This window comes from Duganella sp. LjRoot269, from assembly GCF_964254095.1.
Lineage (GTDB): Bacteria > Pseudomonadota > Gammaproteobacteria > Burkholderiales > Burkholderiaceae_D > Rugamonas > Rugamonas hordei.
Map to the genome: position 1 here is coordinate 1,934,426 of NZ_CAXUSL020000001.1, position 23,098 is coordinate 1,957,523.

General features: G+C 64.8%; 22 protein-coding genes. 13 read left to right on the forward strand and 9 right to left on the reverse strand.

All coding sequences use genetic code 11. The features are described from left to right. The first annotated feature begins 234 nt into the window (after positions 1-234). The 5 genes from ACSQ3S_RS08485 (at position 235) to ACSQ3S_RS08505 (ending at position 3,533) form a co-directional block, all read left to right on the forward strand. A complete protein-coding gene (locus ACSQ3S_RS08485) occupies positions 235-744 on the forward strand; it encodes a DUF6160 family protein (protein WP_176654917.1) in 510 nt (169 codons plus the stop codon). A gap of 122 nt (positions 745-866) precedes the next feature. Beyond that, positions 867-1,376: a DUF6160 family protein gene (locus tag ACSQ3S_RS08490; RefSeq protein WP_176654918.1), complete on the forward strand. Its 510-nt coding sequence runs from the start codon at positions 867-869 to the stop codon at positions 1,374-1,376. Positions 1,377-1,423: 47 nt separating this feature from the next. Then, on the forward strand, positions 1,424-2,218 hold the full coding sequence (locus ACSQ3S_RS08495) for a hypothetical protein (protein WP_176654919.1): 795 nt from the start codon (positions 1,424-1,426) through the stop codon (positions 2,216-2,218). Then, positions 2,218-3,069: a hypothetical protein gene (locus ACSQ3S_RS08500; RefSeq protein WP_436142111.1), complete on the forward strand. Its 852-nt coding sequence runs from the start codon at positions 2,218-2,220 to the stop codon at positions 3,067-3,069. Before ACSQ3S_RS08495 ends, ACSQ3S_RS08500 begins: the two co-directional genes overlap by 1 nt. Next, positions 3,069-3,533, forward strand: coding sequence for a hypothetical protein (locus tag ACSQ3S_RS08505; protein ID WP_436142112.1), 465 nt, complete (start codon positions 3,069-3,071; stop codon positions 3,531-3,533). Before ACSQ3S_RS08500 ends, ACSQ3S_RS08505 begins: the two co-directional genes overlap by 1 nt. Positions 3,534-3,644: 111 nt before the next feature. On the opposite strand, the gene ACSQ3S_RS08510 is transcribed toward ACSQ3S_RS08505, so the two are convergent. Both ACSQ3S_RS08510 and ACSQ3S_RS08515 read right to left on the reverse strand, forming a co-directional pair. Next, positions 3,645-4,784: an MFS transporter gene (locus ACSQ3S_RS08510; RefSeq protein ID WP_176655220.1), complete on the reverse strand. Its 1,140-nt coding sequence runs from the start codon at positions 4,782-4,784 to the stop codon at positions 3,645-3,647. Between the two features lie 111 nt (positions 4,785-4,895). Continuing rightward, positions 4,896-5,879 carry an LLM class flavin-dependent oxidoreductase gene (locus ACSQ3S_RS08515; RefSeq protein WP_176654922.1) on the reverse strand — a complete coding sequence of 328 codons (984 nt, stop codon included), beginning with the start codon at positions 5,877-5,879 and terminating at the stop codon, positions 4,896-4,898. Positions 5,880-6,176: 297 nt separating this feature from the next. Here ACSQ3S_RS08515 and ACSQ3S_RS08520 point away from each other — a divergent pair, with 297 nt between their 5' ends. Beyond that, positions 6,177-7,088: a TraB/GumN family protein gene (locus ACSQ3S_RS08520; RefSeq protein WP_176654923.1), complete on the forward strand. Its 912-nt coding sequence runs from the start codon at positions 6,177-6,179 to the stop codon at positions 7,086-7,088. Here the strand turns inward: ACSQ3S_RS08520 and ACSQ3S_RS08525 are convergent. The 3 genes from ACSQ3S_RS08525 to ACSQ3S_RS08535 form a co-directional block, all read right to left on the reverse strand. After that, positions 7,082-7,594 carry a hypothetical protein gene (locus tag ACSQ3S_RS08525; RefSeq protein WP_436142113.1) on the reverse strand — a complete coding sequence of 171 codons (513 nt, stop codon included), beginning with the start codon at positions 7,592-7,594 and terminating at the stop codon, positions 7,082-7,084. The genes ACSQ3S_RS08520 and ACSQ3S_RS08525 overlap by 7 nt on opposite strands. A 357-nt stretch (positions 7,595-7,951) precedes the next feature. Next, a complete protein-coding gene (locus tag ACSQ3S_RS08530; RefSeq protein WP_436142114.1) occupies positions 7,952-8,344 on the reverse strand; it encodes a VanZ family protein in 393 nt (130 codons plus the stop codon). Positions 8,345-8,666: 322 nt separating this feature from the next. Further along, positions 8,667-9,428: an SDR family NAD(P)-dependent oxidoreductase gene (locus ACSQ3S_RS08535; protein WP_176654926.1), complete on the reverse strand. Its 762-nt coding sequence runs from the start codon at positions 9,426-9,428 to the stop codon at positions 8,667-8,669. Between the two features lie 107 nt (positions 9,429-9,535). Here ACSQ3S_RS08535 and pyrF point away from each other — a divergent pair, with 107 nt between their 5' ends. Continuing rightward, positions 9,536-10,360, forward strand: coding sequence for an orotidine-5'-phosphate decarboxylase (gene pyrF, locus ACSQ3S_RS08540; protein ID WP_176654927.1), 825 nt, complete (start codon positions 9,536-9,538; stop codon positions 10,358-10,360). On the opposite strand, the gene ACSQ3S_RS08545 is transcribed toward pyrF, so the two are convergent. Continuing rightward, complete coding sequence (locus ACSQ3S_RS08545; protein ID WP_176654928.1) at positions 10,361-11,284, reverse strand: LysR family transcriptional regulator; 924 nt, start codon at positions 11,282-11,284, stop codon at positions 10,361-10,363. A gap of 127 nt (positions 11,285-11,411) precedes the next feature. On the opposite strand from ACSQ3S_RS08545, the gene ACSQ3S_RS08550 reads away from it, so the two are divergent. From ACSQ3S_RS08550 to ACSQ3S_RS08565, 4 genes are read left to right on the forward strand one after another with little or no spacing between them, the layout of a single operon-like run. Beyond that, positions 11,412-14,498: a TonB-dependent receptor domain-containing protein gene (locus tag ACSQ3S_RS08550; RefSeq protein ID WP_436142115.1), complete on the forward strand. Its 3,087-nt coding sequence runs from the start codon at positions 11,412-11,414 to the stop codon at positions 14,496-14,498. A gap of 1 nt (position 14,499) precedes the next feature. Then, positions 14,500-15,837 carry a hypothetical protein gene (locus ACSQ3S_RS08555; protein ID WP_436142116.1) on the forward strand — a complete coding sequence of 446 codons (1,338 nt, stop codon included), beginning with the start codon at positions 14,500-14,502 and terminating at the stop codon, positions 15,835-15,837. Continuing rightward, the gene (locus ACSQ3S_RS08560; RefSeq protein ID WP_436142117.1) at positions 15,837-17,387 is read left to right on the forward strand and encodes a carboxylesterase/lipase family protein; all 1,551 of its coding nucleotides are present in this window, start codon (positions 15,837-15,839) and stop codon (positions 17,385-17,387) included. The genes ACSQ3S_RS08555 and ACSQ3S_RS08560 overlap by 1 nt, the downstream gene beginning before the upstream one ends. A gap of 38 nt (positions 17,388-17,425) precedes the next feature. After that, positions 17,426-18,691 (forward strand): cation:dicarboxylate symporter family transporter, encoded by a 1,266-nt coding sequence (locus ACSQ3S_RS08565; protein WP_413447152.1) that lies wholly within the window; start codon positions 17,426-17,428, stop codon positions 18,689-18,691. Here ACSQ3S_RS08565 and sbcB read toward each other — a convergent pair. After that, entirely contained in the window at positions 18,653-20,095 is a 1,443-nt protein-coding gene (gene sbcB / locus ACSQ3S_RS08570) for an exodeoxyribonuclease I (protein ID WP_436142118.1), read from the reverse strand. The two genes, ACSQ3S_RS08565 and sbcB, sit on opposite strands and share 39 nt — an antisense overlap. Before the next feature lie 76 nt (positions 20,096-20,171). Here sbcB and ACSQ3S_RS08575 point away from each other — a divergent pair, with 76 nt between their 5' ends. Beyond that, positions 20,172-20,750, forward strand: coding sequence for a DUF5610 domain-containing protein (locus tag ACSQ3S_RS08575; RefSeq protein ID WP_176654934.1), 579 nt, complete (start codon positions 20,172-20,174; stop codon positions 20,748-20,750). Here the strand turns inward: ACSQ3S_RS08575 and ACSQ3S_RS08580 are convergent. Next, the gene (locus ACSQ3S_RS08580; RefSeq protein ID WP_436142119.1) at positions 20,747-21,721 is read right to left on the reverse strand and encodes a GGDEF domain-containing protein; all 975 of its coding nucleotides are present in this window, start codon (positions 21,719-21,721) and stop codon (positions 20,747-20,749) included. The genes ACSQ3S_RS08575 and ACSQ3S_RS08580 overlap by 4 nt on opposite strands. A gap of 143 nt (positions 21,722-21,864) precedes the next feature. Here ACSQ3S_RS08580 and ACSQ3S_RS08585 point away from each other — a divergent pair, with 143 nt between their 5' ends. Continuing rightward, on the forward strand, positions 21,865-22,644 hold the full coding sequence (locus ACSQ3S_RS08585; protein WP_436142120.1) for a helical backbone metal receptor: 780 nt from the start codon (positions 21,865-21,867) through the stop codon (positions 22,642-22,644). 24 nt (positions 22,645-22,668) lie between these two features. Here the strand turns inward: ACSQ3S_RS08585 and ACSQ3S_RS08590 are convergent, their stop codons facing one another. Further along, positions 22,669-23,037 carry an HPF/RaiA family ribosome-associated protein gene (locus tag ACSQ3S_RS08590; protein ID WP_176654937.1) on the reverse strand — a complete coding sequence of 123 codons (369 nt, stop codon included), beginning with the start codon at positions 23,035-23,037 and terminating at the stop codon, positions 22,669-22,671. Between the last annotated feature and the right edge of the window lie 61 nt (positions 23,038-23,098).

A 23,098-nucleotide genomic window follows, 5' to 3' on the forward strand; every position in this document is an offset into this window, starting at 1 on the left:
GCACAGCCCCCACTCTGTATGGCTCTCAAGGCCAAGACGTTGGCTTTCCAAGTCAGCGTGAAAAGATGGACCCGTGTCGGGGGCGACTCATATGATTAACTTAATTAATAGTCAAATATTAAGATTTTCACGGCACCGGACAGTGCGCGCCGCGGCTCCTACCCGGAGCCTAGGATCAGCCTGACGGTCGTGAGCCCAGACAAAAAATTCCAACTTTAACTCGGAGATACCACCATGCAAATCGTTAAAACCGCAATCGCAGCAGCCCTGGCAACCCTGGCTTTCTCGGCATCGGCCATGACCCCGATCCAGGATGCTGAACTGAGCACCGTCAGCGGCCAGGACGGCGTATCGATCGCAGCAAACCTGAACATCAAGATCGATTCCTTCGTCTACACCGACACCGACGCACTGGACGCCAACGGCCTGGGTGGCGGTTCGGTATCGTTCAACGGCATCAAGGTCAACGGCCTGATCGCCGCCAACATCGACATCCTGTCGAAGAACTCCTTCCTGGCCGCCGCCGGCGCCGCCGGTGTGACCAACCCAGGCACCTTCTACAGCCCGGCGACCGGCGGCGACGTCGTGCAGATCGCGATTCCAGCCTCGGTGGTTGCGGACGGCCACTACCTGAACGTGTCGGTCGACGCGATCAAGATGGGCAACAACGCAGCGTCGTTCGGTTCGGTCGCGATGAACCAGATCGACATGCGCGGCACCACCGTGTGGATCTTCGCACACTAATGCCGGCGGCTCGCAAGGCCTGTAGCTTGGCCTGACGAGTCATGGACGATAGCAGCTGCGGGGCCATAAGATGGTCCCGCAGTATAAAAAAAACCACACCAAAACCATCACGGAGACGACACATGCAATTCATCAAGACCGCAGTAGCAGCAGCCCTGGCAACCCTGGCCTTCTCGGCATCGGCCATGACCCCAATCCAAGACGCTGAACTGAGCACCGTCAGCGGCCAGGATGGCGTGTCGATCGCGGCCAACCTGAACATCAAGATCAACTCGTTCACCTACACCGACACCGACGCGCTCGACGCCAACGGCCTGGGTGGCGGTTCGGTATCGTTCAACGGCATCAAGGTCAACGGCCTGATCGCCGCCAACATCGATATCCTGTCGAAGAACTCCTTCCTGGCCGCTGCCGGCGCCGCCGGCGTGACCAACCCAGGCACCTTCTACAGCCCGGCGACCGGCGGCGACGTCGTGCAGATCGCGATCCCAGCCTCCGTGGTTGCGGACGGCCACTACCTGAACGTGTCGGTCGACGCGATCAAGATGGGCAACAACGCAGCGTCGTTCGGCTCGGTAGCGATGAACCAGATCGACATGCGCGGCACCACCGTGTGGATCTTCGCTCACTAATCAGCTGAGCTGCGGCGGCCGCGTGCGCGGCTGCCGCTCCCGCCATCATGAGAACCCCCACCACCTGGCGTGCGCTGGCGCTGTGCGCGGCTTTGGCCTGCGGCACGCAACCGGCGTCGGCGCAAATGCAGCCGCTGAGCGAAGAGGAACTGTCCAACACGCGTGGCCAGGGCCTGGTCGCGCTCACCAATAGCAGTCTGGGCGGCTACGACTTCAGCAAGATCGCGCTGGACGCCGACATCACGCTGAGCGCCAACCTGCGCAACATGCGGCTGGGCGAATACAACTACTCGCTGCGCAACGGCGGCGGCGCCGACATCGACATCGGCCTGCTGCAGTTCGGCCGCAGCGACGGCACCGAGGCGCAGCGCCTGGTGCATATCAGCAATCCCTATTTTGAATTTGTGTACCGCAACGCCGGCGACGGCGCGGCGCGTGAAGTGATCGGCATGCGCTTCGGCTTCGACGCCATCAGCGGCGACGTCGGCATGAAGATCAACACCCTGTCCGGCTCGATGAAGGTGAGCGGGCTGGCGGCCGACGGCACGGGCGTGTTGCTCGACTCGCATACCGATGCGCTGGGCGGAAAGCGCTGGGACGGCTCGTGCACGGCGCCGTGCCTGTCGTTCGCGCAGCTGGGCGGCGTGACGGCGGGCGACGCCAGCGGCCCGAGCCGCGACTTCTGGGTGTCGGTGCTGAAGAACGGCGTGCAATTCCCGACGGCGGCCGGGGCGCCGGTGTCGGATCCGGCGCAGGCCGGCGTCTGGCTGAACTGGCGCGACAAGCTGCAGGCCTTGAATACCACCGGCATCGTTCCGCCCAACCTGCCCAAGGTGAAGTGATGGGCGCGGCGCGCGCGTTGCTGTTGTCTTCGTTGCTGGCGGCCTTGCCGGCGCTGGCGATGGAGCCGCTGAACGACGCGGCGCTGTCGTCGGTGCGCGGGCGCGACGGCGTCAGTTTCGACTTGAGCGGTTTCGCCATGAGCGGCGATGCGCGCGTCACCTACACCACGCCGACCGGCACCAGCCTGTACGCGGAAAAATTCAGCGCCTCGCGCAGCGACAATCCGCTGCCGTTTTCCGACCCCTACAAACTCGACATCGTGTCCGGCGCGCCGGGGCTGGCCGACGTCATCAACATCGCCTTCCCGCTCAACACCAGTGCCGACCAGCGCTGGCAGATGGCTTACGACTGGGGCGTGGGCGCGGACGGCGTCACGCGCGAGCAGGGCAGCGTGGTGGTCAAGGACATGGTGTTCTACGGCGGCGGCCTGCAGTTCTCGACGCCGCAGGTGAACGATGGCATCGCCTTCGGCGCGGCGCTGCGGATGGATATCGGCCAGCTGTCGTTCCAGCCGCGCGGACGCACGGATGCGACCGAGGCGATGGTGCTCAGCGGCGTGCGCATCGGCGGCGTCGACGGCAACGGCGTGTTCAACAACACGCCGTGGATGCTGGCGAACGTGGCCTCGCAGCCGGCGGTGATCAACGCGCTGACCGACGAGACGGGGCCGCGGCTGCACATCGGCATCGACTGGCCGGACCCGCGCTACGGCAGCGGCGTGGCGCCGGCGGGCGGGATCGCGGTCGACAATATTTCCTTCGTCAGCCCGGGGCAGCCGGCGGTGGACCTGGGATCGTCGCGCATAGGCTCGATCCAGATCCAGTACCTCGATATCAAGTTCAAGCACTGATGGCGCGCGCACTCTATTTACTGTTGATGCTGGCGGCGGGCGTGGCGCGGGGCGGCACGCTGCAGGCGCTCGACGACAAGGAACTGTCGCAGGTGAGCGGGCAGGACGGCATCAGCTTTGCCGCGCACATTTCGCTGAACGATCCGACGCTGGTGGGGGCGGTGGCCGACAGCCGCTTGTCGCTGGGCTTCAACGGCGACGGGCAGAACCGCTACATCGTGTTCAAGAATGTGCGCGGCATGGTGGACATGTTTGCCGTCACCTTGGGCGTGCAGAACCGCAGCGACGGCGGCGGCGACTACATCGCCATCGGCCTGCCGGGATATGTACGCTACACCAACTTCGGCTTCGAATCGCTGAGCGTGCAGACCGACCCGAACGCGCCGGTCACCGGCAACCTGGGCAGCTTCAACATCAACGGCAACATCTCGCTGCAAGGCCAGGTCCGCCTCTGGTCGCATTAAATCCGGAGTCTGGATCCGGGGTCAGATCTGACAATTGGACACGGGCTCTACCGTAGCTGCTGCTACGGTAGAGCCCGTGTCCAATTGTCAGATCTGACCCCGGATTACGGATTATTCGGTGGCGAAGATGCACAGGGCGGTCAATGGGAAGGCGAGGCCGGTCCACAGCACGCCGGTCCAGCCGTGGGCGGCGAACATCCAGCCGCCCAGCGATGATCCCAGCGCGCCGCCCATGAAGAACAGCGCCATGTACAGGCCGTTCAGCCGGCTGCGGATTTCCGGCGGCAAGGCGAAGATCGCCCGCTGGCCCGTCACCAGATTGGCGGAGACGCCCATGTCCAATATGATCGAGGTCAGCACCAGCACCCCCAGGTCGACCAGGCGCGTCGAATGGATCAGCAGCGGCAGCGCGAAGGCGATGGCGCCCAAGGTCAGCGCGGCGGCCGTCGTCGAGCGGCTCTTGCCCTGGTCGGCGCGGCGGCCGGCGATCGGCGAGGCAATCGCGCCCGCCACGCCCACCAGCGCGAAGATCGCCACGCCCGATTGGCTCAGGTGGAAGTAGGGGCCGGTCAGCTCCAGCGAGACGCAGGTCCAGAACAGGCTGAAGGCGCCGAACATGCAGGCCTGGTAGGCGGCGCGGCGGCGCAGTATCGGCGTGGTCTTGAGCAGCTGCCACATCGAACCCAGCAGCGCGAAGTAGTGCAGGCCGGAATCCGGCTGGCGCTGCGGCAGCCTGGCGCGCAGCAAGAACGCCAAGGCGGTGGTGGTGAGCGCGGAGATGACGAAGATCGCATGCCAGCTCAGCGCATCGGCCACCAGGCTAGCCACCGGACGCGCCAGCATGATGCCCATCAGCAGGCCGCTCATCACCTTGCCCACCGTCTGGCCGCGCTTTTCGGGCCGCGACATGTGGGCGGCAAACGGCACCACGATCTGCGCCGCCACCGAGCCCAGGCCGATGCAGAAGGCGGCCAGCAGGAACAGGGCGGCGCTGCTGGTGAACGAGGCCGCCAGCAGGGCCACCGCGGTGGTCAGCAGGGCGATGAAGATCAGGCGGCGGTTTTCCAGCAGGTCGCCCAGCGGCACGATGAACAGCAGTCCGAGGCAGTAGCCGATTTGCGTCAGCGTGACGATCAGGCCGGCCGCGCCGGGGTCGAGGCCGGTGGCCCGGCTGATCGGGCCGATCAGCGTTTGCGCATAGTACAGATTGGCGACGATCAGGCCGGTCGCGGTGGCGAACAGCCAGACCATGCCGGAGGAGATGTCTTGCTGGGCGTGGGACTGGCTCACTGGGCGCTCCTTCAATTTGCAGGCCGTAATTTTACCGGCGATAACAAATTGCTGCTGAGCGCAGGTATTTTCTTACGACTGCCGCACTTCGGCGGTGATTTCGTAGGAGCGCAGCCGCTGCGCATGGTCGAAGATCTGCGAGGTGATCATCAGCTCGTCGGCGCCGGTGCGCTCGATGAATTCGCGCAGCTGGCGGCCGACCGTCTCCGGCGCGCCGATGGCGGCGCAGGACAGCACCGTGTCCAGCATGGCCCGCTCCTGCGGCCCCAGCGATTGCAGATAGCCGGCCTTGGGCGGCGGCAACTGCGACGGCTTGCCGGTGCGCAGGTTGACGAAGGCTTGCTGCATCGACGTCGCGCGGAAGTGGGCTTCCTCGTCCGTGTCGGCCGCGAAGACGTTGAAGCCCAACATCACATACGGCTTGTCCAGCTGTGCCGACGGCTTGAAGTTGCTGCGGTACAGCGACACCGCCTGCATCATCATCTGCGGCGCGAAGTGCGAGGCGAAGGCGAACGGCAGGCCCAGGTGCGCAGCCAGCTGCGCGCCGAAGGTGCTCGATCCCAGTATCCACAGCGGCACCTTGGCGCCTTTGCCGGGCACGGCCAGCACGCGCTGGCGCGGCGTGTCGGACATGTAATCTTGTAGTTCCAGCACGTCCTGCGGGAAGGCGTCGGCGTCGGTTTCCAGCGTGCGGCGCAAGGCGCGGGCGGTGGTCTGGTCCGAGCCGGGCGCGCGGCCCAGGCCGAGGTCGATGCGGCCCGGATGCAGCGCTTCCAGCGTGCCGAACTGTTCGGCGATCACCAGCGGCGAGTGATTCGGCAGCATGATGCCGCCGGCGCCGACGCGGATGGTCGAGGTGCCGCCGGCCACGTGCGCCATGACGACGGCGGTGGCGGCGCTGGCGATGCCGGGCATGCCGTGGTGCTCGGCCAGCCAGTAGCGCTGGTAGCCCCAGCGTTCGCCGTGCTGCGCCAGGTCCAGCGTGTTGCGGAACGATGCGGAAGGATTGCTGCCTTCGGCGATCGGGGAAAGGTCGAGTATGGAAAATGGGATCATGGGCGGTATGTCGGGCCGGTACGACATTTATCAATGAAACCCATGGCAAGAATGTGGGTATGACATCAGTTAAAGTATTAAAGCGCTAATAACTTGATCTTTTAATAGTTATTTTATTGGCGGCCTGATATTTAAATGTGTTGCTTTTGCCGATATTTTCATCGGCCTTTAAAAAGATATTTTCTTTGGCGTTTTCCTGATTTACTATTGGAAACAGTAACCCAAGCCGCGTTACCAATCCCTTATTCAATGTAAATATTATCTCGATGGCATTCCGTGCCCTCGCGGGGAAAACTCATGCCGTCGAAAATTGCCATTTTATTTAGCGTGTTGATTGGTGTATGCCAGGCGGCGTTCGGCGCCGGCCTGACCGAGATGGCGCCGGCCGCGCATCGCGGCCAGCTGTACCGGGTCACGCACGACGGCAAGACCAGCTATCTGTTTGGGACCATTCATGTCGGCAGGGATGGCGTTGACCCGCTGGACCCGGTGGTGACGCGCGCCTTGCTCGATTCCAAGGCGCTGGTGATCGAACTCGACATCCGCGAGGCCGCGCCATTCCAGCTGGCGCTGGCCCGCCATGGCCGCTACGCCGACGGCGATACGGTGCAAAATCATCTGAGCCCGGCCACGCTGCGGCTGACGGTGCAGGCACTGGCTCAAGCCGGGCTGTCGCTGCAATCGGTTCAGCAATACAAGCCATGGTTGATCGCCAACCTGCTGATCGGCGCGGAGATGGAAGTCCATGGCTACCAGCGCAGCCAGGCGGTGGAGTATGCCTTGCTGGCGGCGGCGCAAAAGCAGGATAAAACCGTTCGCCAGCTGGAAAGCGCCGATTACCAGCTGAGCCTGTTCGACACGCTGGACGAACGTCAGCAGGAGCAGTACCTGCTCGAAAACCTGGCCGACCTGGCCGACGGCGCCTCGCTGAAGAAATCCACCGCCCTGATCGACGCCTGGAGCGCCGCGGACGCCCCGGGCATCCACGCGGCGTGGCAGTCCGCCACCAGCGGCGACTCGATCTCGGCCGGCTTCATGAACCGCGTGCTGCTAGGCAAGCGCAATCCCGAGATGGCCAGCAATATCGAGCGCATCATGCAGCAGGACCAGGTCGCGTTTGTCGGCGTCGGCCTGCTGCACCTGGTGGGCGACGACGGCCTGCCGCAACTGCTGAAGCGGCGCGGCTACCAGGTCGAACAGCTCTACTGATAGCTGCTCAGCATGCCGTTGTTGTAGCGGACGCGGTCGCCGATCTTGTACGACGGCATGGAGTCGACCACCACCATCTGGCTGGTGCCATCGTCCATGCGCACGGTGACGCGGTAGACCTTGTCGGTTGGCAAGCCGGCGCTGCCGCCCGCCGCCGCCGCGCCCACGGCACCGACGCCCACATCCTGACGCTGCATCTGGTCGATGGCCTGCACCACGCCGTACGAGGTTTGCGCCGAGCTGGAGGTGCTGGTGCCGGACTGCGCGCCGCTGCCATAGCTGCTGCCGGTGGACGCGGTGCCGCTGCCGGCCGTGCTCGGGCTGCTGCCGGAGGTGCCGGTGGCGCCGGAGCCGGTGGTGTTGGCCATGCTGCCGGTGCTGCCGCTGCTGGATGGATAACTGCTGCTGGACATGCCGCTGTCGCTACTGCTGCTACTGCGATCCGCCGCACAGCCGGCCACGGCCAGCATGCACAGTGCGGCGATGGCTTTTTGGGTCATATTCATCTTCATAGTTCCTCCCCCGGTCGATTAATCAAAATGGCTCCCCATTTGAGTCAGAGGGCGGCGCCGCCGTTTTGTTCCCGCTCTACGGACGGCCAATTGATGTACATCAATTGAAAGTTGCTAGTCGCAAGCAATAATTGTCGGGTATCACTTTATAGGACATCGATATGTTGACACACGTGACAGATACTATTATCGAAGAGTTAATTAATGCAACCTGCGGCACGCCCCGCAGCCGGCACTTGTTGGCGCATTCATTGCATGAATTGGTACGTGTGGCCAAGGCCGAGCAGTTGCAGCAGATGCGTTTGGATGTCGAGCTGGCCTTGTGTGCGTCCGCGAACTGCACAGGCGATATCAGCGCGACGGCTGGATGCGGAAGCGGGTCCACAGGGCCCACATAAAGGCGGCCATCAGCACGGCGGCGTTGCAATCGACCAGCCAGTCGGACACGGCGCCATGGCGGTACGGGAAGAAACTCTGCACGTATTCGTCGAGCGCCCCCATCAGGGCGATGGTCAGTACCGCCTTGCCGGCCCGTTGCGCCAGGCTGCCGGTGCCGCCGGTGAACAGCAGGAAGGTCAGGCCGGCGTAGGCGACCGAATGCAGGATCAGGCCAGGAGCGACCTGGGCGATGTCCTGGCGGGCGCCGGGCAGGGAGCCCAGCACCAGTATCATCAGGTACAGGACGATCGCGGTCCAGTAGCGTAGTCGTGCGTGGGAATTCGTCAGGATGAATTGCTTGATCATGAACCAGACAATACCATGCAGCGGAAGAAAGCGGGAGTGGTGCACCGGGACCCCGGTGCACCTTTCTTCAGTCATGCCTATCGGTTGCATGTACTCAAGATGTAATCAGTATATGGAACGAATATGACGCGGTTATGACAGCGGACAGGCAGTGGACAAAAAATCGCGCAAAAAAAAGCCCGCTGGTGAAAGCGGGCTTAAAACTATTTTCTTGGAGGAGAATAGTGGAGACAGGTGTAATTATGCCGTCGCGATAGATATGTGTCTAATTGTCGTTTCAGATACCAGACATCAGCAATGCGCATAACTGCCCCGCAAGCCTCTATTTAACCGGCACCGTGTAGTTCAAGGCGAGGCGTCCGCCGTCCACATAAAGTGTTTGGCCGGTCATGTAGCTGGCGTCGTCGCTGGCCAGGAAGGCGGCGATCGACGCCACTTCCTCCGGTTCGCCGCAGCGGCCCATCGGCGTGCGCGACAGGATGGTGTGGCGCGCTTCCGGGCTGGCCATCACCGCCTGCTTGGCCAGTTCGGTCAGAATCGTGCCGGGGCCGATGCCGTTGACGCGGATGCCGTGCGACACCAGATTCAGCGACATGACCTTGGTCAGCTGGTTGATCGCGCCCTTCGACACCACGTACGGCACCTGGTTCGGGATCGCCAGCTCGGCGTTGACGCTGGACATATTGATGATGCAGCCGCTCTGCTGCTTGACCATCTGCCGCGCCACGGCCTGGCCGCACAAGAACATGGACTTCAGGTTGATGCGCAGCACGCGGTCGAAATCGTCCTCGGTGAGGTCGAGGAAATCGGCGGCGTGGGTGACGCCGGCGTTATTGATCAGGATGTCAATGCGGCCGAATTCGGCGATGGTGGCGGCCACCAGCGCGTCGACGTCGGCCTTCTGGCTCACATCGGCGGCGAAAAAGCGCGCTTGCTCGCCCAACGTGGCGGCGGCGGATGCGCCCTCCGGCTTGATGTCGACCAGCATGACCTTGGCGCCCTCGGCCACCAGGCGCTGGGCGCAGGCCAGGCCTATGCCCTGGGTGGCGCCGGTCACGATCGCGACTTTTTGGGATAATTTCATGGAATACGCTTTCTATGGAGAGAGGGCAAATTTTAACAGCCCGATGCGAACCGCCCGATGCCGGCGCGGTACAATAGAGGGTTTGCAACAAAATAGAAGGGTGCGTCGTGACTTTCATCAACAAATTATCCGCCGCATGGACGGCCAACGACTCCCTGCTGTGCGTGGGCCTGGATCCGGACATGGCCAGGCTGCCGGCGCAATTCCAGAACGATGCGCAAGGCATCTATCACTTCTGCCGCGAAATCATCGACGCGACGGCCGACCTGGCCTGTTCGTTCAAGCCGCAGATCGCCTACTTCGCGGCGCTGGGCGCGGAAGACCAGCTGGAAAAAATCTGCCACTACGTGCGCGACAACTACCCGCACATCCCGCTGATCATGGACGCCAAGCGCGGCGACATCGGCGCCACCGCGCGCCAGTATGCGCGCGAAGCCTACGACCGCTACGGCGCCGATGCCGTCACCGTCAATCCTTACATGGGCTCGGACTCGGTGGAGCCGTACATGGAGTGGAGCGACCGCGGCGTCATCATCCTGTGCCGCACCTCGAACCCCGGCGGCTCGGACCTGCAGTTCCTCAACGTCGACGGCAAGCCGCTGTACCAGCACGTGGCGCGCCTGGTGGCGGAAAAATGGAACGGCAACGGCCAGTGCGCGCTGGTGGTCGGTGCCACCTTCCCGGAAGAACTGGCGCAGGTGCGGGCCATCGTCGGCGACATGCCGCTGCTGGTGCCCGGCATCGGCGCGCAGGGTGGCGACATCGCCGCCACGGTCAAGTCGGGCAAGACGTCCGCCGGCACCGGCATGATGATCAACTCGTCGCGCGCGATCCTGTACGCGGCGCCGCAGGGCAGCAGCGAGGACTTTGCCGCAGCCGCCCGCCGCGTTGCTGAGGAAACCCGCAACGCCATCAACCTGCACCGGGCTTAGTCAGTCGTACTTCAGCCGCACCTCCGCCAACCGCTCGGCCTCGGCCAGGAAATTGACCAAGGTCGGCGGCGGGTCGGCGGCGCGGCAGGCCAGCGTCAGCGGCGCTGCCAGGCCGCCGTCGGCGATCCTGCAGTAGACCACGCTGCCTTCGTGGAAGCCGCGCATCGATGCCGGCACCGCCGACACGCCGGTCCCCGCCGCCACCAAGCTGATATTGGTCAGCATGCGGTCCACCTCGACCGCGATCTTCGGCGTGAAGCCGGCCCGCACGCAGGCCGCCACCAGATCCGCATACATGCCCGGCGCACCGCCGCGCCGCACCAGCACGAACTGTTCGTCCCGCAATGCCGACAAGGCGATGCGCGGCATGCCGCGTCCGCCATGGCCGCTGAGCGCGGCATGGCCGGTGGGCAGCACCAGCAGCATTTCCTCTTCCAGCAGCGTGTGAAAAACGATGCCGTCCGGCCGGCTGACCGGCTGGCGTAAAAAAGCCACGTTCAGCGTGCCGGCGGTCAGCGCCTCGGTCAGCTCGGCGGCGTTGCCTTCGCGGCAGTCCAGCCGCACCGCCGGCCAGGCGGCGCGGTAGGCGCGCATCAGGCGCGGAATCATCGCATGCGCCGCCGCCGAGCTGGTGAAGCCCACCGACAGATGGCCTTCGGCGCCGCTGGCCGCCCGCGCCGCCCGCGCCGAACCTTCGCTGACGCTGGACAGGATGGCGCGCGCCTCCTGCAGGAAGGCGACGCCGCCGGGCGTCAGCGCCGCGCCTTTCGGGTGGCGCCGGAACAACGGAAATCCCAATTCTTCCTCCAGCGCGCGAATTTGCTGGCTCAGCGGCGGCTGCTGGATCTGCAGGCGTTCGGCCGCGCGCGTGAAATGCTCTTCCTCTGCGACGGCGATGAAATAGCGCAAATGCCTGAGCTCCAAGAGGACTCCATATTTATTAAGTATCGAACATGCGAAGTTAAGATATTTTACATCAGGATGACCGCCGTCTAGGATGGCTTCGCTGCGCTACAGACGCGGCGTACAACAAAAAATATTGGAGATAGCAATGACGTATCAGAAAAAACGCAGGCAGCTGCTGTGGGGAGTCGCACTATGCTCGGCTGCGGTGTCCACGCAGGCGCAGCAAACACCCAATGCACCGGCCAAGCCGGCCGAGGAAATGACCAAGGTCACCGTGGTCGGCACCAGCATCAAGGGCGCCCGCATCAGCACCGCGCTGCCGGTCGCCGTGATCACCGCTGATGAGATCGCCGCCACCGGCGCGGTCGACGGCGACGACCTGCTGCGTCAGGTGCCGCAGGTGGGCGACGTGTTTTTCAATCCGACCAACCAGGCGCAGACCAGCAACACCGCGCGCGGCGACGTCAGCTCGATCGACCTGCGCGGCGCCGGCCTCGGCGATACCTTGGTGCTGCTGAACGGCCGCCGCCTGGTCACGCACCCGACCAGCAACGGCAACAACACCGTGCCGCTGATCACCTACAACTCCAGCGCGATTCCCGCGTCCGGCATCCAGAGCCTGGAGATCCTGCTCGACGGCGCCGGCGCGATCTACGGCTCGGACGCGGTGGCCGGCGTGGTCAACACCGTCATGAAAACCGATTTCAACGGACTGACCGTCAGCAGCCAGTACGGCCACGCCGAAGGCACCAGCCGCTCGGAAACCAATACCAATATTTTCGGCGGCAAGAATTTCGCCGATGGCCGGGGCAACCTGTCGATGTCGTTGAGCGTGCTCAACCGCAGCCACCAGAACCCCAGCGATATGCCGTTCACCGCCGACCAGGACAAGCGCGCGCTGTTTGTGGGCACGCCGTGGGCGGGCAACGGCACGGCGGACGGACGCGGCAACCAAAGCTCATGGATGAACGGTTCGGTGTTCAACGGCAGCGGTCCGGTGACGTCGGCGATCAAGCAGGGCACGACGTCGCTGACCACGGCGGCCGGCGCCTTCCACATCCAGCCGAACAATATCGCCGGTTGCGTCACGCAGCTGGGCAATAACCTGTGCCTGGGCACGGCCGGCAATGCGCAGGGCACGACCGGCGCCGGCAACATCCTCAAGTACAACAACGCGGCCAACGATGCGATCACCGTGTCGCCGGCGATCCAGCGCCAGAACATGTTCCTCAGCGGCCACTACGATCTGGACGACGTCACCACCGTCTACGGCGAGCTGGGCGTCTACCACGCCACCGCGCAGACCCTGACCACGCAGCCGACCAGCCTGGTGCCGGTCGGCGTGCCGGCGTCGAACTATTACAACCCGTTCGGTCCGGTCAAGTTTACCGACGGCACGACCAATCCGAACCGCCTGCCCAACCTGAGCAACGTGCCGGCCTCGGGCCTGCCGCTGACCTTCACCAATTACCGCTTCAACGACTTCGGCCCCGACCGCGTCGATGTCGAGAACTACCAGTACCGCTACCTGATCGCGCTGAAAGGCACCAAGGCCGGCTTCGACTACGACACCGGCCTGCTGTACTCGGTCGCCACCGCCACCGACATCTCGGACGGCGTCGATTCGAATGCGCTATACAAGCAGCTGGCCCTGTCCACGCCGGACGCCTACAACCCCTTCAACGGCAGCTGCATCAACGGCGCCGGCGGCGGCGACTGCACGCCCAGCTCCAAGGCCGCGCTGGACGCCACCCGCATCCGCGTCAAGCGCGCCGACCGCACCGGCCTGCTGCTGGCGGATTTGAAACTGTCCCGCCGGGACCTGTTCAGCCTGCCGGCCGGCGATGTCGGCGTGGCCTTCGGCTTCGAAGCGCGGCGCGAAACGCAGGAAGATAACCGCGATCCGCACGTCAACGGCTCGATCCCGTTCTTCGACGCCGTCACCGGCCTGACGCAGCCGTCCAGCGCGACCGGCGTCAACGTCACGCCGTCGTCCAAGGGCAGCCGCGTGGTGGGCGGCACGTTTGTCGAGTTCGCCGTGCCGGCGATCTCGCAGCAGATGCATGTGCCGCTGGTGCAGGCGCTCAACTTTCAGGTGGCCGGACGCTATGAGCACTACAGCGATTTCGGCAGCGTCTCCAAGCCGAAGGTGGCGCTGTCGTGGGACGTCAACGACAGCGTGCGCTTCCGCGCTTCATACTCGCAAGGCTTCAAGGCGCCCAACCTGGAAACCACGGCCGACTACACCTACGGCCGCGCAAGCAGCGTGACCGACTACTTCAAGTGCGAGGCCGACATCCGCGCCGGCCGCCTGACCAACTTCAGCAACTGCTCACGGGTGCCGGGTGTGCGCTACTTCATCTCCGGCAATCCGAAACTGGGTCCGGAAACATCGACCACGTCGAACGTCGGCCTGGTGTTGCAGCCGGCCTTTATTCCCGCCTCGCTGGGCCGCTTCACCATGACGGTGGACCGCTGGCGCATCGACCAGGTGGGCATCGTCGGCACGCTGGGCCTGAGCAATGTGTCGGCGGCCGATTACCTGAGCCGCGTCACCGGCGGCGCTGGCGATCCGCGCATCATCCGCGCCGCGCCGAACGCCGACGATGTGGCCGCCTTCGCCGGCACCGGCCTTACGCCGGTCGGCAACATCACCGACGTCAAGGACACCTTCCTGAACCTGCAGCCGCAGCACATCAGCGGCTACGACGTGACGCTGAACTGGCGCAAGCGCACGGCCACGCTGGGCAACTTCGACGGCAACCTGAACATCGGCTACACCGACAAGTTCACCAAGTCGCCGCTGAGCGGCATCAGCGACCTGATCGCCGCGCGCGCCGCCGGTCAGCTGAACGCGGCACTGCCTTTGAGCGACCTGGAGAACAACCAGCTGCGCAACTACGGCCATCCGGAAGTGAAGGTCGCCGCCAACCTGACGTGGAAGCTGCGCGAGTGGCAGGTCGGGCTGTCGGGCAATTACATCAGCGCCGTCTACGACACCAACTTCCTCACGCCGGCCGGCCAGGCTTGGCGCGAAGGCGGCGAAACGCTGTGGAACGGCTATGTGCAATACAAGCTGCCGATGGACACATGGCTGCAGGAAGCCCGCGTCAAGCTGGGCGCGCGCAACCTGTTCGACAAGCTGCCGCCGCTGGCGCAGGGCGGCTATAACGGCGGTCTGTACAACCCGTACGGCCGTTACCTCTATCTCAACCTGAGCGCGACTTTCTGACATGAAGCCTATTTTCCTCCCCATCTGGCTAGCCATCGTGCCGGCGTTCCTCGCCGCCGGCACGGCACAGGCGCAGCATCCGCAAAGCTGTCCGCGCGAAATGCCGGCGCAGACGCGCTGCTATAACGGCCAGGACGCAAATGGGGCTTTTTATCTGACCGCCATTCCGCAGGCATGGAACGGCACGCTGGTGGTGCACAGCCACGGCGGACCCAGCCTGAAGCCGCCGTCGCCGTCGGAGCCGGTGTCGGACCTGCAGCGCTTCGCGGTGATGGTGCAGGAGGGGTACGCATGGACCGGGTCCAGCTATCGCCACGCCGGCTACGGCGTGCGCGACGCGGCCGAGGATACCGACCATGCGCGGGCCTTGTTCTGGAAACAGTTCGGACGGCCGAAACGCACGCTGCTGCATGGGCAGTCGTGGGGCGGCAATGTGGCGGCCAAGACCGCCGAGCTGTTCGGCCGCGACGCCGACGGCAATCCGGTCTACGATGGCGTGATCCTGACCAGCGGCCTGTTGTCCGGCGGTTCGCTGGCGTATGACTTCCGCGCGGATCTGCGGGCGCTGGTCCAGTACTATTGCCGCAACCTGCCGTTGCCGGACGAGCCTGCATATCCGCTGTGGCAGGGACTGGCTGCGCAGAATCCGTTGAGCAGCAAGGAAGTGGCGGCGCGGCTGGACAGTTGCACGGGCCTGTCGAAACCGGCGGCGCAGCGCACGCCGGAGCAGCAGCGCATCCTGCGCAACCTGCTGGCGGTGACGCGCATACCGGAGCGGACGCTGGGCGCGCATCTGAACTGGGCCACGGCCACGTTCCGCGACCTGACGCTGCGCCAGTTCAAGGGGCTGAACCCGTTCAGCAATATGGGCGTGGTGTATCGCGGTTCGGACGACGACGCGGCGCTCAACCGCGACGTGCCGCGCTTTGCCGCCTCGCCGGAAGGCGTGCGCGCGCTGGCCGAGGACAGCGACCTGAGCGGCAAGCTGATCGTGCCGACGCTGACCATGCATGCGATCGACGATCCGACCGTGTTTGTCGAGGCGGAGACGGTGTTCCGGCAGGCGGTGGCGGCGGCCGGCGCGTCGCCGCTGCTGGTGCAGAGCTTCACGGACGAGCACGAGCACAGCAAGCTGGCCACGCCGCAGTACGCCGCATTGCTGCATGCGATGATGGATTGGATCGAGCAGGGCAAGCGGCCCGATCCCGTGCAGTTGCTGGCGCGCTGCGAGGCGGCCAGGGCGGCCTATGGCGAAGGCTGCCATTTTGTGCCGTCCTATGTGCCGCCGCCGTTCGATACGCGCACTTATCCCCGTATCAAGCCTGCCGTGACGCAGTGATGTCGCGGTGGAGCTTGCGGGGCGGCGCGCGGATCGCGTCTGTGCTGCTGGCGCTGGCCGGCGCTGCTCCGGTTGCCACGGCGCAGTCCAACGGACCGCTGGCACGATTGCCGCAAGGGCTGGCGGAAGGCGTGCGGCAGGGCGCGGTCGAGCGGTTTTCCGGCCTGCCATACGGCGCGGCGGAGCGCTGGACTGCACCGCTGGCCGCCGAGCCATGGCTGTTCCGGCTGGCGGCGCAGGCCTTGCCTCCGCGTTGTCCGCAGAGCGCGGTGGGGCTGGCGGCAGGCACGGAGCGCGAGGATTGCCTGTACTTGAACGTCTACCGCCCCGCTGCGGCGTCGAAGCGGCCACGTGCCGTGCTGGTCTACGTGCACGGCGGCGGCGCGACGGGCGGCTCGGCCAATGATCACGACGGTTCGGCGTTGGCGGAGCAGGGCGACATCGTCGTCGTCACCGTCAACTATCGCCTGGGCGCGCTGGGGTTCTTCAACGGCGGCAACTACGCCTTGCAGGACGTGCTGCTGGCGTTGCAGTGGGTGCGGCGCTCGATCGCGGGCCTGGGCGGCGATCCGCAGCGCGTCACGCTGGCCGGCGAATCGGCCGGCGGCACGGTGATCTGCCCGCTGCTGGCGGCGTCGCAGGCGCGGGGCCTGTTCCGCGCCGCCATCATTTCCAGCGACGATTGCCTGCACGATGTGGACACCGCCGCCGAGGTCAGGCAGCGCGCCGAAGCGTTGGCGCGTCGCCTCGGCTGCGATGGCATCGACATGGCTTGCATGCGCCGCGCTACGCCGCTGCAACTGGTGCAGGCCGGCGGCGGCGCGGCCCCCGCCATAGGTCGGCCGGGTTTGCTGCCGGACTACGCCGTCGCGCAAATCTCCCGCCACCATTGGGCGCGCGTGCCGCTGCTGCTCGGCGCGAATCGCGACGAGGGCCGCATGGCCGGTCCCGGTTTCTTCCGCTACGATGAACAGCGCTACCAGGACTGGCTCGCCACCTTGTTGCCACCGGCGCTGCGGGGCGCGGTCGGTAACGCCTACCGCGACGACCACGCCGGCGATCCGCTCGAATACGCGTACAAGATCAGCGCCATCCTGACCGACAGCGGCATGCGCGGTCTCGGCGGCTGCACCATGCTGCCGCTGGCGCAGGCCGCGGCGCAGGATGCGCCGGTTTATTTCTACCAGTTCGAGGATGGCCAGGCGCCATACGGCGAACCGGGCGCCTTCCAGTTCGGCGCCGCGCACGCCGCCGAGCTGCCCTACCTGTGGCCGGGCGGCGCCTTCGCTCACCACGCCGAAAGAATGAGCGAGGCGCAGCGCCGGCTGTCGGCGCAGATGATCGCGCATTGGGCCGCCTTTGTCCGCAACGGCACGCCGGACGTGGACGGCCAGCCCGCATGGCCGTCGCTGCAACAGCAGCAGAGCTTCCGCGCCTTCCGCCAGGGCGCCAGCGTGCAGTTGCCGCTGGAAGAATATGCGGCTCAGCATCGTTGTAGTTTCTGGCGGCAACTCCCTGTTATCATGGACCGTGGCGACTCCCGGCCATGAGTTACTGGAGCCCCCGGAGTCATTTTTTTTACGCGAACATGGAAGCGATTCCAGAGCGTGCGCCGATGAGCAAGCCCGTGTTGTACTACCCGTCGATGCAGATCCTGTGCGCCATCGCCATCGGCATGACGCTGGGTTATTGCGCGCCCGAAGAGGCGCAGCTGCTGCGTCCGCTGGGCACGTGGTTTGTCGATGCGATCCGGCTGCTGGTGGGGCCGGTGATCTTTTGCACCGTGGCGGCCGGCATCGCCTCGCTACGCGATCTGCGCCAGCTTGGACGATTGGGCTTGCGCTTGCTGGTCTACTTTGAAGTCTGCACCTTGCTGGCGCTGATGGCCGGCATGGTGGGCGCATGGTTGCTGGAACCTGGCGTCGGCGTGCATCTGCCGGCCATGCATGCCGCTGCGGTCGCGCCGGCACTGTCGCATGGCGGCGCCATCATGGCCACGCTGCGCGATTGCATTGCGCAAAACAGCACCATGCAATTACTGCTGGGCGGGATCGTCTGCGGCAGCGTGCTGGCCTGGCAGGGCGAGCGTAGCGCGCGCATCGGGCGGGCATTGGAAACCGGTGGTCGCTGGCTGTTCGCCGCCGTCAACCTGGTGCTGAAGGCGGCACCGCTGGCCGCGCTGGGCGCGGTCGCTTACGCGGTTGGCCATTACGGCCTGCTGTCGATGACGCCGCTGCTCAAGCTGATCGGCGCGATCTACCTGACCACCTTTGCTTTCGTCGTCATCGTGCTGGGTGCCGTGGCGCGCTGGTGCGGTTTCAGCCTGTGGCGGTATCTGCTGTGGATAGGCGACGAGTTGATACTGGTGCTGGGCACGGCATCGTCGATGGCGGCGATGCCGAGGCTGATCACCCGGCTGGAGGAAGCCGGCTGCGCGCCGGCGGTGACGCGCGTTGCCGTGCCGGCCAGCTATTCCTTCAACCTGAACGGCAGCAGCATCTACCTGACGCTGGCGCTGGTGTTCCTGGCGCAGGCGGGGCAGGTCGAGCTGAGCCTGGCGCAGTATGGCACGGTGCTGCTGGTGGCGATGGTGACGTCGAAGGCGTCGAGCGGCATCGCCGGCTCGGCCTTCGTCACGCTGGGCGCGACGCTGGCGGCCGTGCCGGCGATTTCCGCCGAGGGCCTGGTGCTGATCGTCAGCATCGAACGCCTGCTGAAATGCCGCCCGATCGCCAACCTGATCGGCAACGGCATCGCCTGCCTGGCGGTGGCGACCTGGATGGGCGAGGTCGACGCCGCCAAGCTGCGCGACAGCCTAGTGGGCGGGCGCCACCATCTCAACGTAGTCGTATAGCTCGGCCAGGATCTGCTCGGCGCGCTCGTCGGCATCCTGTTGCAGGTGGTCGATCTCGCCGAAGAACTGGTCGATGCTGCGGGCGCCGCCGGCGCCGTCGTAGAAGCGGGCCGCGCGGTGCTGCTCCCAGTGCTCCATCTCGCCTTCCGACAAGGTCTCGGGGAAGTTGCGCGCGCGGTAGCGGAACAGCAATTCCAGCAGGCGCGGATCGCTGAACGACGGCGATGCCGTCGCCAGCCTGGCCGGCGTCTCCTTGCGCAGGGAATCGAGCAGCCGGCGGTCTTCCTTGCCGACGAAGCCGTTGTACAAATCCTCGTCCACGTCCAGCTCCTCACCCGCCGGGCGGTGGAACACCTGCTCCCACTCGACATCCATGTTGCGGCCGGCGGCGGCCAGCGCGGCGTAGGCCTTGCCTTGCTCCAGGTCGATGCCCCACTTGGCGGCCATGGCCGGCGACAGCGTCTTCAGGTTGGCCACCAGCATCGGCGACTTGTTCAGGTGGATGCTCTTGACCGGCAGGCGGGTCACGCCCTCGGGCAGGGCGTCGCTGCGGCTGAAGATGCGGGTGCGGATGGTGTCGGCGTCCAGCGTGAACAGCTCGCTCGGGTCGTAGGTGCAGTCCCAGACGATGATTTCGTTCTTGTTGGTCGGATGCGTGGCCAGCGGATACACCAGCGCGATGCAGCCGCGCTCGGCCGGGAACATGCCGGACACGTGCAGGAACGGCGCGCGCAGGTTGGGCGCCAGGTGCATGCCGATCTCGTCGGCCACGCGGTCTTTCTTGTGCAGGGCCAGGCAGAAATCAAACAGCTTCGGCTGCTTCTGCTTGATCAGCCGCGCCAGCGCGATGGTGGCCCGCACGTCGGACAGCGCATCGTGCGCCGCTTCGTGCAGCAGGCCGTTGGCCTTGGCCAGGTGCTCCAGCTTGAAGCTGGGCTTGCCGTCCTCGCGCAGCGGCCATTCGATGCCTTCCGGCCGCAGCGCGTAGGTCATGCGCACCACGTCCAGCAGATCCCAGCGGCCGCACTGGTTTTGCCATTCGCGCGCGTACGGGTCGATCAGGTTGCGCCAGAACATGAAGCGGGTGATCTCGTCGTCGAAACGGATGGTGTTGTAGCCGACGCCGATGGTGCCCGGCTTGGAAAACGCCTGCTCGATGGTGGCGGCGAACTTGTGCTCGGGCACCCCCCATTCCAGGCATTGCTGCGGCGTGATGCCGGTGATCAGGCAGGATTGCGGATCCGGCAGGAAATCATTGGCAGGCTTGCAATACAACATGATGGGATCGCCCACCTCGTTCAGGTCGGCGTCGGTGCGGATCGCGGCGAATTGCGCCGGGCGGTCGCGGCGCGCCTGGGCGCCAAAAGTCTCGTAGTCGTGCCAGAGGAAAGTCTGTGTTGTCATAGGGCGCAGTCAGGGGGGCTACAGTTATTCGTCAATCTGCCGATAATTCCAAGGTAATGCAACCAGGAGCAATATCATGGCGACACCAGTATCGGCAACATCGGGCAGCGCGGCAGGCACATCCTCCGCGCCGGTCCAGGCCAAGGACGACAGCAACATGTCGGTCGCCGCCAAGGCCAAGGCGCAGCTAAATGTGTCTATCGTACAAGCTTCCTTGACGGTATCGTTAAATTCTTCCAACGATCCGTTGTCGGTGGTGCTGAAAACGGCGCTGACCGGCATCAACGAAGCGCTCAAGGGCGACTACGGCGACAACGCCATCCAGAACGCCGTGTCGCAGGATAATACGCCGGAAGGCACCGCGAGCCGCATTGTATCGCTGTCGACGGCGTTTTATGAAGCGTACAAGCAGCAAAATCCCGGGCAGGACGAGGAAACGACGCTGAACAACTTCGTCAATACCTTGAAAAAGGGCGTGGACCAGGGTTTCAAGGAGGCGCGCGACGTGCTGCAGGGCTTGAAGGTATTGAACGGCGATATCGCCAGCAATATCGACAAGACCTACGACCTGGTGCAGCAGGGCTATTCGGACTTTATCGCGGCGCACACGGCCAAGCCGGCCGATACCGCCACCGCCGACGCCAAGCCCGCCTAAGCCGTTCCAGCCACGCGGTTGCGGCCCAGTTCCTTGGCGCGGTACAGCGCCGCGTCGGCCACCGCGATCAGCGCCTGCTCGTCCTGCTCCGGCTGCAGCGTGGCCACGCCGAACGATGCGGTGATGTGCGGCAGCGGCAGGCGCATGTCGGCAAAGATGATCGCCTGCTGCATGCGTTCGCACAACCGTTCGGCCACCGCCAGCGCGACCTTGTCGCTGGTGTCGGGCAGCAGCACCATCATTTCCTCGCCACCGTAGCGCACCGCGAAATCGGTGGGCCGCAACGCGCCGCTCAGCACCGACGCGGCCGCCCGCAAGGCCTGGTCGCCGGCCAGGTGGCCGTGGCTGTCGTTGAATTTCTTGAAGTGGTCGAGGTCGATCATGATCAGCGCCAGCGGCGCGTGCGAACCGTGGGCGGTGGCGATCATCGTCGGCAGCAGGTCGTTGAGCCAGGCGCGGTTGTACAGCCCGGTCAGGCCGTCGATCATCGACAACTGGCGGTAGAACTCGCCCAGCTTCTGGCGCCGGCGCAGCTGCGCGTTGGCGGCACGGATGCGGAAGGACAGCAGCCGCAGCAGGTTGCGCGCCAGCACATTCGATTCATCGATCAGCTGCCACACCAGGTCGGCCTCGATCACCAGCACATCGCTTTGCTCCAGCGCCGTGATGCTCGACAGATTGGCTTCCTCATCCAGCACCGACTGCTCGCCCACGCTCTCGCCCGGCAGGATCTTGCTGACGGTGCCGTCGGCCATGCCGGTGCGGGTGTCGGTGGCGACCGACAGCGCGCCGCTGAGCACGATGTACAACCGCGCATGCTTGGCCTCGGTCACTGCCTGGCCGGCCTCGAGCCGCATGACCGGGCAGTTGGCCAGCAGCTTGGCGATGGCGGTGTCGTCGTTCGAATTGCGCAACAGGTGCAAGTCGCCGATCTGGTGGCTGGAGTTGCCGAATGTGCAGATTTGTTTCAAAGTCGTCTTTCAGGATGCTGGTAAGCAAGCACAGTAATCATAGCTGAACTGTCCGGGACAAAGTGTAAATTTCACCCACGTAGTTGTTGCGTGATGTATCCGTCAATGCTTCAATACCGGCATTGCAATCACAGGGAACCACCATGGCTTATACCGACGCGCTCGGCACCGTGCATCAGGCCGATCCGCAGGCGCGCATCGTTTCGCTGGTGCCGTCGATCACCGAATTGCTGTGCGATCTCGGGGTGGCCGCGCAGGTGGTCGGGCGCACCGGCTTCTGCATTCATCCGCATGACGTGGTGCAGGGCATCCCCAAGGTCGGCGGCACCAAGGATGTGAATATCGAAAAGATCCGCAAGCTGGCGCCGACGCACCTGGTGGTGAACATCGATGAGAACGAGAAACCGACCGTCGACCTGCTGGCGGAATTCGTTCCGCACATCGTGGTTACCCATCCGCTGCGCCCGCGCGACAACCTGGAACTGGCGCGGCTGATGGGCGGCGTGTTTTGCCGCGAGCGCCAGGCGGTCGGGTGGTGCGCTGCGTTCGAAGCGGAATATGCGCTGTTGCAGGCGACGCCGAAGGGGCAGCCGCAGACCATGTTGTACTGCATCTGGCAGGATCCGTGGATGAGCATTTCCGAGGATACGTATATCGCGCGCATGCTGGAGGAAATCGGCTGGCGCGTGCCGCCGCTGGGTGAGGTGCGTTATCCGGAATTCCGCTGGTCGGCGGAGCTGATCGCCGGCATCGACGGCGTGCTGCTGTCGAGCGAACCGTACCGCTTTACCGAGGCGCATGCGGACGCGCTGGAAAAACAGATCGGCAAGCCGGTGCTGCTGGTCGATGGGGAAATGATGTCGTGGTATGGCAGCCGGTCGCTGCAGGGACTGAAGTATTTGCGGGAGCTGGCGCGGCGTTAGGCACCGGCTCCCGCCCTTTCAAGCTTATGCGTCGTCGTCGGCCACCTCGGCCGGCACGGCGTCGTTGGCATGACGCTTGTCCTTGTCATGCAGACGGCCCAGCGCGCTGTCGATGGCGCGCTTGAGTTTGTCGGCGGAACCGCCGATGGCCTGGTGCAAGGTGGCGGCGTGATCGCTCACGGCGATCGGCTGGTATCCGGTAACGCGGGCTTCCATCAGGCAGCGATTGTCGCCGTCGGCCGATTTCTGGCCCAGGTTGTCGCTCAAATGGACTTCGACGCGGGTGATTTGTTCGCCGAAGCGGTGGAGGGCATTGCTCACGACAGTCTGTACATGTTCATCGAGACCGGCATGGCGGTCGATAGTCTTGTCGGCATTGATATTGATTTGCATACGCTTGCTCCTTGTTGTTTGAACTGCAGATCAATATTACTCCTTTTCGACTTAGGTTCCC

Coding starts and splice junctions, on each gene's coding strand:
- ACSQ3S_RS08485 (WP_176654917.1), top strand. CDS start 235: ATGCAAATCGTTAAAACCGCAATCGCAGCAGCCCTGGCAACCCTGGCT.
- ACSQ3S_RS08490 (WP_176654918.1), top strand. CDS start 867: ATGCAATTCATCAAGACCGCAGTAGCAGCAGCCCTGGCAACCCTGGCC.
- ACSQ3S_RS08495 (WP_176654919.1), top strand. CDS start 1,424: ATGAGAACCCCCACCACCTGGCGTGCGCTGGCGCTGTGCGCGGCTTTG.
- ACSQ3S_RS08500 (WP_436142111.1), top strand. CDS start 2,218: ATGGGCGCGGCGCGCGCGTTGCTGTTGTCTTCGTTGCTGGCGGCCTTG.
- ACSQ3S_RS08505 (WP_436142112.1), top strand. CDS start 3,069: ATGGCGCGCGCACTCTATTTACTGTTGATGCTGGCGGCGGGCGTGGCG.
- ACSQ3S_RS08510 (WP_176655220.1), bottom strand. CDS start 4,784: ATGGTCTGGCTGTTCGCCACCGCGACCGGCCTGATCGTCGCCAATCTG.
- ACSQ3S_RS08515 (WP_176654922.1), bottom strand. CDS start 5,879: ATGATCCCATTTTCCATACTCGACCTTTCCCCGATCGCCGAAGGCAGC.
- ACSQ3S_RS08520 (WP_176654923.1), top strand. CDS start 6,177: ATGCCGTCGAAAATTGCCATTTTATTTAGCGTGTTGATTGGTGTATGC.
- ACSQ3S_RS08525 (WP_436142113.1), bottom strand. CDS start 7,594: ATGAATATGACCCAAAAAGCCATCGCCGCACTGTGCATGCTGGCCGTG.
- ACSQ3S_RS08530 (WP_436142114.1), bottom strand. CDS start 8,344: ATGATCAAGCAATTCATCCTGACGAATTCCCACGCACGACTACGCTAC.
- ACSQ3S_RS08535 (WP_176654926.1), bottom strand. CDS start 9,428: ATGAAATTATCCCAAAAAGTCGCGATCGTGACCGGCGCCACCCAGGGC.
- ACSQ3S_RS08550 (WP_436142115.1), top strand. CDS start 11,412: ATGACGTATCAGAAAAAACGCAGGCAGCTGCTGTGGGGAGTCGCACTA.
- ACSQ3S_RS08555 (WP_436142116.1), top strand. CDS start 14,500: ATGAAGCCTATTTTCCTCCCCATCTGGCTAGCCATCGTGCCGGCGTTC.
- ACSQ3S_RS08560 (WP_436142117.1), top strand. CDS start 15,837: ATGTCGCGGTGGAGCTTGCGGGGCGGCGCGCGGATCGCGTCTGTGCTG.
- ACSQ3S_RS08565 (WP_413447152.1), top strand. CDS start 17,426: ATGGAAGCGATTCCAGAGCGTGCGCCGATGAGCAAGCCCGTGTTGTAC.
- sbcB (WP_436142118.1), bottom strand. CDS start 20,095: ATGACAACACAGACTTTCCTCTGGCACGACTACGAGACTTTTGGCGCC.
- ACSQ3S_RS08575 (WP_176654934.1), top strand. CDS start 20,172: ATGGCGACACCAGTATCGGCAACATCGGGCAGCGCGGCAGGCACATCC.
- ACSQ3S_RS08585 (WP_436142120.1), top strand. CDS start 21,865: ATGGCTTATACCGACGCGCTCGGCACCGTGCATCAGGCCGATCCGCAG.
- ACSQ3S_RS08590 (WP_176654937.1), bottom strand. CDS start 23,037: ATGCAAATCAATATCAATGCCGACAAGACTATCGACCGCCATGCCGGT.